The organism is Candidatus Ulvibacter alkanivorans (assembly GCF_003333325.1).
Classification (GTDB): Bacteria; Bacteroidota; Bacteroidia; order Flavobacteriales; family Flavobacteriaceae; genus Ulvibacter_A; species Ulvibacter_A alkanivorans.
On sequence record NZ_QOLC01000030.1, the window covers coordinates 1 to 12,026 of the forward strand.

At 40.6% G+C, this 12,026-nt stretch carries 9 protein-coding genes; 1 reads left to right on the forward strand and 8 read right to left on the reverse strand.

Annotated features, from left to right (window positions below; translation table 11 throughout):
• The coding region (locus tag DWA30_RS01735) for a cytochrome c biogenesis protein (protein WP_168421718.1) at positions 1 to 1,957 on the forward strand (1,957 nt) is incomplete at its 5' end.
• Between the two features lie 10 nt (positions 1,958 to 1,967).
• On the opposite strand, the gene DWA30_RS01740 is transcribed toward DWA30_RS01735, so the two are convergent.
• The 8 genes from DWA30_RS01740 to DWA30_RS13245 all read right to left on the reverse strand — a co-directional run.
• The gene (locus tag DWA30_RS01740; protein ID WP_114490811.1) at positions 1,968 to 2,774 is read right to left on the reverse strand and encodes a hypothetical protein; all 807 of its coding nucleotides are present in this window, start codon (positions 2,772 to 2,774) and stop codon (positions 1,968 to 1,970) included.
• Positions 2,775 to 2,789: 15 nt separating this feature from the next.
• Positions 2,790 to 4,376, reverse strand: coding sequence for a hypothetical protein (locus DWA30_RS01745; protein ID WP_114490812.1), 1,587 nt, complete (start codon positions 4,374 to 4,376; stop codon positions 2,790 to 2,792).
• Between the two features lie 6 nt (positions 4,377 to 4,382).
• On the reverse strand, positions 4,383 to 5,825 hold the full coding sequence (locus DWA30_RS01750; protein WP_136073129.1) for a hypothetical protein: 1,443 nt from the start codon (positions 5,823 to 5,825) through the stop codon (positions 4,383 to 4,385).
• Positions 5,804 to 7,633, reverse strand: coding sequence for a cytochrome c3 family protein (locus tag DWA30_RS01755; RefSeq protein ID WP_114490814.1), 1,830 nt, complete (start codon positions 7,631 to 7,633; stop codon positions 5,804 to 5,806). Before DWA30_RS01755 ends, DWA30_RS01750 begins: the two co-directional genes overlap by 22 nt.
• A 7-nt stretch (positions 7,634 to 7,640) precedes the next feature.
• Positions 7,641 to 8,978 carry an NAD(P)-binding domain-containing protein gene (locus tag DWA30_RS01760; RefSeq protein WP_114490815.1) on the reverse strand — a complete coding sequence of 446 codons (1,338 nt, stop codon included), beginning with the start codon at positions 8,976 to 8,978 and terminating at the stop codon, positions 7,641 to 7,643.
• 1 nt (position 8,979) lies between these two features.
• Positions 8,980 to 9,807, reverse strand: a complete 828-nt coding sequence (locus DWA30_RS01765) for a hypothetical protein (protein ID WP_245933840.1) — start codon at positions 9,805 to 9,807, stop codon at positions 8,980 to 8,982.
• Positions 9,808 to 9,901: 94 nt separating this feature from the next.
• Positions 9,902 to 10,978, reverse strand: a complete 1,077-nt coding sequence (locus DWA30_RS01770; protein ID WP_114490816.1) for a T9SS type A sorting domain-containing protein — start codon at positions 10,976 to 10,978, stop codon at positions 9,902 to 9,904.
• Positions 10,979 to 11,656: 678 nt separating this feature from the next.
• Positions 11,657 to 12,026, reverse strand: a 370-nt coding sequence (locus DWA30_RS13245; protein ID WP_168421719.1) for a hypothetical protein, incomplete at its 5' end; no start/stop codon positions are given.

A 12,026-nucleotide genomic window follows, 5' to 3' on the forward strand; every position in this document is an offset into this window, starting at 1 on the left:
GCTCGATCCTTCCGAAAATGTTTCTATGGACTATCGTATTTATATGAATAATATTCTAGATTATGGCGGATATCGATTCTTTCAATCTTCTTTCGATAAAGATGAGCAGGGAACTTATTTAAGTGTCAACAGTGACTTTTGGGGCACGGTGATCTCCTATTTAGGATATGCCTTACTTACCTTAGGAATGATCTGGACCTTGTTTAGCAAAAAGACTCGATTTTACAGTGTTCGAAAGAAGATCTCTAAAATTCGCAGTAAAAGTGGGACTTTTATTTTTATACTGTTCCTATTTCTAAGTGCCGGAAGTTTTGCACAAGAGGCGCATGTAAAATCGGCTGTTTCCGAAGCGCATGCTGAAGAATTTAGCACTGTAGTAGTTCAAGATTTTAAGGGGCGAATGAAGCCTATTCATACGTTGTCACGAGAGATATTACGAAAGATCTCCCGTAAACAAAGTTGGGATGGTCTCACCGCAGACCAGGTGATGTTAAGCATGTTTGTAAACAAACAAGACTGGTACGATGTTCCATTGGTCAAACTAGGAAAACACAAGGATGTACAAAAATTATTGGGCGTAACCGGGGAATATGCTTCCTATAAAGACTTCTTTACAGAAACCGGTGAATACAAGATGCGAGATGAAGTACGCCGGGTCTACGGGTTGGAACCCATCGATCGTGGTGTCTATGCAAAGGAATTAATGAAAATAGATGAACGACTTAATATTTTAAGCATGGCGTTCTCGGGAACGTTGCTTAAAATCGTTCCGAATCCAAATGCTCCAAACAACACTTGGGAAGGCTATAGCAGTCACAATCATAACGACGGACATAACCATAGTACCGTTGCTTCCAATTTTTTCAATGCATATGGCACTTCATTAAAGAAGGCAACTCAAACGAACGATTATAAGCACGTTGGGCATCTGTTAGACGAGCTCAAAACCTACCAACGCACTCAAGGCGGAGATATCATGCCTTCCGAAGCGAAAATAGATGCAGAGATCCTGTTGAACGAAATGAACGTTTTTACTCGATTAGCCGGACTTTATATGTTGTTGGGGGTGGCCTTACTATTCTTTTTATTCGTTTCAGTATTTAAACCAAACTGGAAGCTTAAGAAGATCTATTATGTGTTGTTCGCCATCGTTATTTTAGGATTTGTCCTACACACTATCGGACTCGGAATTCGTTGGTACGTATCGGGACGAGCTCCATGGAGTAATGGCTACGAATCGATGATCTATATCGCATGGACGACAACCTTGGCCGGAATTCTATTTACTCGAAAATCGTTTGGAGCCATGGCGGCTACCATGGTGCTGGCAGCAACCATACTTTTTGTTTCTACCTTAAGTTTTCTCGATCCTGAGATCACACCATTAGTGCCGGTATTGAAATCGTATTGGTTGACAATCCATGTCTCGTTAGAGGCGGGTAGCTACGGATTCCTCATGCTTGGCGCCATCATAGGGTTGATCAACTTGATCTTGATGATCTTTATTACCGAAAAGAATAAGCATCGATTAAAACAGATCATCCAAGAGATGACCTACATTAGTGAACTTACCCTAATTGGTGGTTTGTTCATGGTGAGTGTAGGAACCTATTTAGGCGGAGTTTGGGCCAACGAGTCTTGGGGACGTTACTGGGGATGGGATGCTAAAGAAACATGGGCCTTGGTTACTATCTTGGTCTATGCCTTTATTTTGCACATGAGACTTATCCCTAAACTTAGGGGGCTCTTCGCCTATAACCTCGCTACGATTTTTGGCTTGGCTTCGGTAATTATGACCTATTATGGGGTTAATTACTACCTCTCGGGGCTACATTCTTACGCCACCGGAGATCCGGTCCCAATTCCAAAGTGGGTATACATTGTTGTAACCTGTATAATAATTATAAGCATCACAGCCTACTTTCGAAAGCGGAAGTATAAAAATGTGATCTCCTAGAAGTAGTGAATTATTCGATTATCGTACCGTTCTCCAAGATAAGGTCGTAGCGATAGCCTGAGCCAAAGTCTCGATTTAGACTTACCTCTGCCCGCATGGTTACGATTTGTCCTTCGGGCACAAACGTATTGGAAGTAACCACCAGATCGAAATCGTCTTTACTTCCATCTTTTAAATGGATCCAGTTTCGGTTCATGATGTTAGGATTGACCTTTACACACTTTCCTGTAATCTGAACCGTCTTCCCCTCATAAGCAGCCGGATCACTCACCAACTCGGCGATCTTAATAGAACCTTTATGCTCAATCACCTCATTTGTATGGGTAGGAATATCTTCTTTAGTAGCAGTTTTTGTTGCTGTTTCAGAAAAATCCGCTGTTAGGTTTCCAGCTTCATTCGCATGATTTTCGGCCACCAATTTAGACACCAGATAAATACTGTCGAACACTCTATTGTATTCTTTACTTTCGAAATTGGTCTTTAATAGTCCATCGCGATAAAAATAGGTCTCCCCTACTTTTACATCTTGTTTTGCCGCTGCGATCCAAAATGTTTTTCCACCTTCATTAACGTTTAAATACACATATTTTTGGGTAGGAAGCACTTCGCCAACTACGACGGTATGCAGATCTTCGGTAAATCCGGAATTCATTCTAGGTGTTAGTTCGGGTATGGATTCCTCTTCGGAAAAGATCCCGCTGCTAGGCACGTTCGATTCCGATTTTTGCTCTGCGGTTATCACTTTAGGCTCATCTTTACAAGCAAGGGTTACTGCGGAAGCTAAAGCAAGTATATAAAAAGAAGGTAATTGTTTCATTCTAATTGTTTTTTTTTAATAAAAGCGTTTGGTTAAGCGCGTGTAAAATCGGTAGTTATTCTCTTCCTCGAATTGCGCCAATTCTCCCGAAATACTAAACTGCCATGTCTTGGAGATATTGTACGAGAGAACGGTACCAAAATAATTCTGACTAAAATTTGTAATTCGATTCTCATATTCATAATTCGCGAGTCTATAATAGAATTCGGTTTGCAACTTATCTTTGAACACGCCTCTGGAATGTCGAACCGACAATATGTTACTTGTTAAGTAGTTTGATGAATTAATATTATACGACGCATTTAATCGGCCGCCAATTCCCGGGATTTTGGTTAAGGTTGCATAGCCATATATATTATCTGATTTATTCTGATTATCACTTTGAAAACGACTACTATAACTAAATCCGGCGAGTATACGCTTAAACGGTCTAATGTTAATGCGTGCTCGCAACCCTTGCCGGGCCAGATCTTCTGCCAATAAACGTTCGATCTCAGTTTCAAAAGTTTCGTAATAAATTATTCTTTTCCGTGTATCATACGAAACCATTACATTCACGGCTCGGCCAAATCGATAACGCGCAGACAGGTAAAGATTTGTAAGGCGTGTCTCATTACCTGTGTTTCCGAAGATATCCAACTCCATAGAACTAAACAAATTGAGATCATTTCCTATAGTGCTAGAATGCTGAAAGAAAATATACCGTCTATCGGTATTACCGGCGTTGGTCTGCTCCATGGCTCCTAGGGTCGTCTCGCTAAAGAACTCCTTCGATTTAGTTTCGATACCAAAATACCCACCATACTGCAATAGATCGGCATTAAAACCATAATCTTGAAAATCGGGGCGAAAACCACCCATGGCTCCTACGTAAAAGTTTCCGAAGTACTTTTCAACCTGAAGTCCATCCACTGCTCCTACCGACGAAGCCTTACGATTAATCTTTCGTCCCGCAGTGATCGACAAACTTTCTGTGGCATCAAAGCGAAGGTTTAAGTTATACACATTAAAGATACTTGTACGACCGGTGTAGTTACTTTCTGCACTCGTAATGATATTTCGATAGGCCATAAAGGTCTCTGCCGAAAACTTCGAGTCGCCTATATGGTTTGCATTTAGCGAAAATCGAGTCATTAATCGATGTCTATCCTCCCGCAGGTTAGAAAATGCATTGTAACTGGACGCCGCGATCCTACCTCGTATCTGTTCTTTATAAGTTTCTTCTTTTTCTTCGGAAGGTGTAGTTGGGACATTGTCCGTCTCGGCAGGGATCACCACTTCATCAGCCGGTTCTTCTGTAGCTTCCTCTTCAGGTTGTTTGCTGAAGGTATAGGTAACCACATCCCCTTTTTCGATCACACAGGCATTTTCGATGGTACAGACCACCGACGAGGATGACTTGTCGGTCACCTTTAAACAGTTGTTCCCATTGAGTTCTATAAAGTCACCAATCTTAACTTCTTCGGTAGAATCGAATTTAACATAGACATTATTAGACGTAATAAAAGATACCGTCCCCGACAGGGTTTTGGTTCCCTCTTGCGCATAACTTGCGTGGGAAATGCCTATAAAAAGCAATATAAATAAGAGTATCTTTTTCATTACAATTTAATCTTCTCCAGTTGGATGACATTGGAAGCAGGCATTACTTTCGTACATATAGCCTGGTACTTCATCATGGTCTTCTGCAGTTTCTCCGGCGGGATGACAATTAAGACAAGTAAACACTGCAAAGTTATTAGGGTTGTTATGGCAATCGGTACAGCTAGTCCAGACGTCGTCATGCCTTCCACTGTATATTGGGAAATACATTTGGTCGTGATCAAATGTGGCGGGCATCCAACCCGGGTTGGTCGTGTGACAGCTGGCACAATCGGTGGGGAAATTAGCCGCTTGGTGGTCGGGATCATTGGTTTGTGCATAATCATCCATATGGCAAGCAAAGCAGTCGGTTGGTGTGTTTTGGAAATCACCATTTTCATGACACTGCGTACAATCTTGTAAGTTGTGACCTAATGTTAGCGGGAAGAAATCGTGGTTAACGGTAGCCGGCATCCATCCCGGATTTGTGGAATGACATGAAGCACAATCGGTAGAGAATCCAGCATTTTCGTGGTCGGGATCGCTTGTTTGGGCGTAATCATCCATATGGCAAGCAAAGCAGTCGGTTGGTGTATTATTGAAATTCCCATTTTCATGACACTGATTACAATCCTGAATATCATGACCTAGGGTCAATGGAAAGAAGTCATGATCTACAGTGGCAGGCATCCACCCGGGACTTGTGGTATGACACTCTATACAGTCGGTAGAGAACCCTGCGTTTGCGTGATTCGGATTTGTAGTGGTTGCAAAGTCTTCCATATGGCAACTAAAACAGTCTGGAGAGGCATCGCTAAAGTTTCCGGTTGTATGGCACTGATTACAGTCTTGAATATCATGCCCTTGTGTTAGAGGGAAAAAATCGTGTGTTATGCCTTCAGCATCCCAACCAAAACCTAAGGGATTGTGACATTCCAAACAATCGGTAGAAAACCCGGCAGCTAAGTGATTTGGATTCTGGGTGGCAACATAGTCGTCACGGTGGCATTCGATACATTCATTCCCAATGCGATTAAAGATTAGCGTACTTTCATCACTATGACATTCGACACAACTTAGATTGGTGTGAGCGCCTATGAGTGGAAATCCATTTTCTTCATGGATCTCGGGGATATTGAAAACCAACCAACTTTCCGAAGTATGACAACGCATACAATCGTTCCCTACCGATTGACTATGCACATCGGTATGGCACGAAAAACAGTCGGTAGGAGCTTCATCAAATACCAAAGTAGTATGACAGGCTTTACAATCGACCTGTGCATGTGTTCCCTCTAGTTCAAAATCGGTAGTATTATGATCAAATTGTAGGGTCTCAGTTTCGATAGTCCACCCCTCCGGATTGTGACATTGGGCACAGTCGATCGTTAGGCTCTCACCGTGTGGTGATTGGCCATACATCGAAGCGATGCAGCAGAGCACTAATATTATTGGTGACAGTCTATACATTCTAATGTCCCTAATTGGTATTCAACAATAGTTACGCCTTGTGCGTTCTGTATTTCATGGCAAGCTTTACAATCTACCTCCTCATGTTTCCCTACCAGTGGAAAACGAGTTTGGTCGTGATCAAATTTTTCAGGCACCCAACTACTCGTAATATGGCAGCGTGCACAGTCGGTAACACCGTCTATCGCAAAATCGTCTCCATGCACATTGTCGTGGCAGGATGCGCAATCGGTACTCAAATTACTAAAATTTTGCGATATAATTTCGTTATTCTCAGCATATTCGAAGTGACAAGCAATACAAGATACGGTAGAATGTTCGCCTGTTAATGGCCAATCGGTGCTAATGTGATCAAAAGCCACCGCATCCCATGCTTCGCTAGAATGGCACTGTGTACAATCGTTTTGAGGGTAGTATTCTTGTGCAATAGCGCCTTCATGAAAATCGACATGACAATCGACACAACTTGACCCCATATTAGCGAAGGTCCATCGTTCTTCTCTTTCATCTACATGACATGCAAAGCACGGAGTCGCCACATGGGCTCCTTCCAAAGGAAAGTCGGATTGATTGTGATCATCGATCGTAAACAAGGTAAATTCGAATCCTTTCTCCAGTGAATGGCATTGGGCACAATCCGGAGAAATACCATTCTCGGCGAATTCGCCGTTGTGGTAATCGCTATGGCAACTTTTACATTCTGAAAAATCGATGGGTGTTGTAAATCTATCGGTATGACATTCACGACAGTCGATACCTTGATGCATTCCTTCCAACGGATAATCGGTCACCGAATGATCGAAAAAGTCCATATTATTCAACGCCAAAAAGCTTTCTTCATTATGACATTTTGCACAGTCGTTTCCAAATTTTCCATCGTGCTGATCGGTATGGCAACTAATACAATTTGATTCTTCGACGGCGGTTCTGTCCTGAAATATACTTGCTACGTTATTGGTTTCAGCATGACAAGCAAAACAATCGATGCTTTTATGACTGCCTTTTAGGGTGAAATCGGTCGTATTATGGTTAAAATTTCCACGACCCATAAATGTGTTGAAAGAATTTTCGGTATGACATTGTGCACAAGCCCCCGGTATATTGCCATTATGCGGATCGTCATGGCAAGCTTTACAATCGTTAAAGGCCATATTGGTAAACTGCTGAAATTCTCGGCCATTTTTGGTGGTCGTTTGGTGACATTCTTTACAATCTACGACGATATGCTTCCCTCGTAATTTGAAATCGGCCGTTTCATGGTTAAAACCAACCGCCGGTGAGAAGGCTTCAAAATTATGACAGCTTTTACAATCGGTAGAAAGAGTTCCTTGGTGAAAATCGTCGTGACAGGACAAGCATTGCTGATCTAACCCAAGGAAGGTCCCTTCTCTATTTCTAAGGGATGCATCGGTGATATTTTCCGGGGCGTGACACTCACGGCAATCTATGGTGGCATGTTTGCCTTCAAGGGGATAGCCTGTAAGGTTATGATTAAAAGCATCTTTATTAAATCGGATCATATCGAAATTACGACCGTGATGTTCACTGTGGCACTGAAAGCAATTCTTGCTTTCCACCTGGCTACTTGCGTGAAATCCTTTGTCTTGGGTCATGAGTGAATTAATTTCTTTATGACAGTCTAAACATTTTTGATCGGTTACTTTTGCTCCAAGTTCGTGACACAAAGTACAGTTCCCCATGCCTTCAAATTCGGCATGTGAATCTGTGAGGTCGCCAGGAGATATCTGACCAAAACTCACAGTGCTTAACAGCATTAGCAGAACACTCTGTGCAATAAACTTGTTCATCGATGCCTTATTTGTGTTGTTTCATAATATAACCAAATCGCTTGGTTATTTCAACTCCGGCTTTTTCCAAAAACGTCGTGGGCAATTCACCACCGGCAAAAATATAGACCAGATCGTTTTCAATGGTACGAGTAGTTGATTCATCTTCTACTTGTAAAATTACGTGATCCTCTTTGATTTCAACAAGATTCGAATTGTAAATTATTTGAATCGAACCGTCTTCATCTGCCTGTTTAATCTTGTCTCTGTTCTTAGGTTTCAATCTCGCGAACTTATCTTTTCGATAGCTAAGAATCACATCGTTGGCATCCTTCAATAATAGAACAGCTTCGACGGCAGAATCCCCACCTCCAATCACGATTATTTTTTTTTCTGAAATTAATTCGGGTTCTAAAAGTCGGTATGCTACCTTCTCGGTATCTTCACCCGGAATGTTTAACTTTCTAGGACTGCCGCGCCTTCCGATAGCCAGTAATACATTGTTACTTAGGTATTCTTTCTCTTTATTGGTTGTAATTCTGAAAGTACCATCTTCCAAGGGTGTGATGTTTTCCACCTTCGTATTTTCGATGATAGTTAGATCGTGCTCATCGATCACTTTATTCCACAACTGAAGCAGTTCGCCCTTACTGGTGTCGTATAATTTTACCTTACCATGTAGCGGAAGATCCATAGGGGAGGTCATTACGATCTTTGATCTCGGAAAGGTATATACGGTACCTCCCAGAGAATCTTGCTCTAGAGTAACACTGGATAGCTTATGTTTTTTAGCTGCTAAGGTAGCCGAAACTCCTGCGGGACCAGCACCTACGATGACAACGTCCAGTAAATTCGGTTTTGGTTTTCGTTTGCTTTTAATGATACTATCTATTGCCTGTTGTCCTTGCTCAACACTGTTTTTAATAAGTCCCATACCGCCTAATTCACCGGCAATATAGATTCCCTTCATATTTGTTTCGAAATTCTCGTTTACATGTGGAAGGTCTACACCTCGTTTTTCGGTACCAATTCGCAATGAGATTGCTTCAACGGGACAGGCGTGAAAACAGGCACCGTGACCCACACAATTAGATGCGTTTACCACCGTGGCCTTGCCATCTATCATTCCGAGGATATCTTGTTCCGGGCATGCGGAAATACACGCACCACTTCCAATGCATATATTGGGGTCTATATATGGATGTAAGGATACAGGCTCGTGTAATCCTTCTTCCTTTGCAATCTCGACCTTCTTTTTTGTTTGTTTGGAAGTACTACTTTTCTTCCGAAGATAAAAAAAGACAATGATGAAGCAGAGTAGAAATACTGCTCCATATACAATGACTTCTTCAAGTAATAGATTCATATTAAAAGATCCATTTGTAACCGAATGTAAAAGCAACCACTATATGAATAATCACGATAATTAACATGATCAAGGCAAAAGGCATATGGGCGACATGCCAATATTTAAATAGCCTTTTCATTAATTCTAACCGTCCAATTTTTCGTGATAAGGAACGTTCGTTCTTTACCATCGCAAGAATCGACTTTCGTTCAGCAGGTTCGATTTGATGTTGTTTTAAGGTTTTATCGAGCTTACCGATCGACGGTTTTTTTTGTGCTGTTTCGGTTTCGTTTGTAAAATTTACAAAAAGTTGGATTACTTGTGGCTCTAAATTGTATTTTTTAGTTAACACTTCGGTCACATCGGTCTTTAAATTCTTTACTTCATTGAGGCTTAATTCACGACCTTCGATCGTTCGTGGAATTTGAATATAAATAAACCTTCCTATTACACCGCTTGCTACAACTGCCACCATGCTCCAAAATGCCACTGATACAATACCACCAAACTTAAAGGCAGTATGAAATAGCACGAGAATTGGACCTAGCGTACAAAGAAAAATATGAAACTCCAGTAAATATTTTAAGCGAATGTATTTAGCCAATACATTGTAGCGTTTACGTGCAATGTAAATAGAGACGCCAAACAATATTAAGAATGTTCCAACAACACCAAGTCCTTGACCAAACAAGCCACTTGGTTTAAACCAATTATGGCTGGGGTGGTAGAACCGTTCTTCCAGTGGTGTTGAATAATACGAATACCCGGTAAAGGCTAAATAGATTGTTATTAATATCACTATAGACACCATGGTGCCTATGTAGATTCGGTGAACCGATTTTTTCAAATCTGCTTTGTTTTAATTTAAAAAATTAGGTGTTGTAAAGGTCTTAAAATATACTTCTTTATTTTATTTAATCAATTAATTTTAAAGCACCAAGTTAGTCTATCATTAATTTTTTAATGGTACTACCATGCTCGGTCTCGATCTGAACATAATAAAGTCCGTGCTTCAAAGTACTCACATCAACTATTTGATGCTCCTCAGCCATACGAATTCTACCCATGAGATCATAAATAGTAATCTTGGTAATGGGAATGCTCACAGTGATCTTAGAACGTGCCGGATTAGGAAAAAGTACTAAAGATTCGATTTCGGAACTGCCTACTCCTAAACTTTCTTCAACTACCAGATCAAAATCACAATCGTCATCATCGTTTGCCGTGCTGGCTTCTATAACGACTTCTATGGTACCCAGTCCTATTTCAGTACCGGGAGCCGGAATTTGAGTAATGTTACCTCCACTGCAGTTGACAATAACGATGCCGTCTGCGACAAAATCCGGAATCACATACACATTATTATTATCGGCAGCAACGATAACGTCTTCATCCGGGCATTCGACTTCGCAGTCTCCACCTCCAGTGGTCCCTGTAACAATCAGATCGAAATCACAGTCGTCGACATCGGTAGCGTTAGCCGCTTCTATCAATATTTCTGTAGTTCCAACACCCACAAAAGTGCCAGGAGCCGGTGTTTGACTCACTGTTCCGTTGGTACAATTTATGGTTACCATCCCATTAGCTATATAATCGGGAATAATGTATTCGTCGTTGTCATTGGCAGCGACCGTAACATCATCGTTTGGACATTCGACCTCGCAGTTACCACCCCCATTACCGTTTACGATAAGATCGAAATCACAATCATCATCATCGGTTGCATTTACAGCGGTTATGGTGATCACAGTGGTTCCCGGACCGACTATGGTACCGGGCGCCGGATTTTGTGTGATGGTCCCTCCATCGCAAGTTACAGTAACAGTACCATTAGCCACATAATCAGGAATCGTGAACTCGTCGTTCGCATCGGCTGTGACCTCAATATCGTCCGGACATTGTACATCGCAGTTTCCAATTACAATTTCTTCGGAAGCACTTGCTCTGTCATCAAAGGTTGTATGCCCTATGATCATGGGAGCAATAAGCATCAATAAAAGTGTGGTAATTTTTTTCATTTTCTAAAGTTTTGGTTGTTACATCACAAAACGGGGCGAAATTGAGTATTAAAAATCATATAAGTTGGTTGTCTAAAAATGAAACAAGTAATATTTGATTTACCCTACCTAAATTTTAAAAAATTAGATTTGGAGTATCCTAATAAACCCTCAGTGCGATTAAAACATTGCTTTATTAAAAATAAAAACCTCGATTTTTTTTAGCAAAGTAAGGCGTCCAAAGAACTGGATTTACAGAATCCTAATAAATCCTCATTACAAATCAAAAAGTAAACACTTTGTGTTAGTTTTTCTATTCCCTTCAACTTACAAAAGTAAACTTTTGACGTTTTCGGAAATAAAAAAAGTGATACTCTCGTACCACTTTTTGGTTAAGTCGGGGATGACAGGATTTGGATTATCCTTTTACATCGCTATTGTTGCAAACAGTTGTCCGGCACTACCGTGCCTGGTCATTTTTATTTGCTAATTTTTGCTCAAGCTTCGCTTGGCTAAGTCACAAATAAAAATGTCCAGTGTTTAAAACACCGGACATCTGTTTGTCGGGATGACAGGATTTGAACCTGCGTAATTTATACCCTGAATATCATTGTATTATAAAAAATGTCTCTGATATGTATGCCTAATTGTGGGCCTTTTAATAGATAATTCTATAAAATTAAATAGCAATAAATATACTTACACCTTCTTTGTGTTAAGAATCTGATATGACCTATAAACACCATCAACTACTTCTTTGCTAATTATTATCATTATTCCAGATTCTTCAAGCCTATCGAATACATCATAAAAGTTATTTTTCCCTTTCTCTTTCATACGAAATGAAACTCCATCTGGTACTTCAAATTCCTTAATGAATTCTAGTCCAAATCCTGTTGCCCCATCTTGCGTTTGAAATAGGATATAATAGCTTTTGTAAAATGCATCATATTCTATGGAAATTATTTTTCCGTAAGGTTTTTTAAAGATTTCTTTATCAGTTTCATTGTCTTGGGCTACAATGTAAATCTCTCCCCCTTCATATTTAATTTGTTCTTGTGCATAAAGT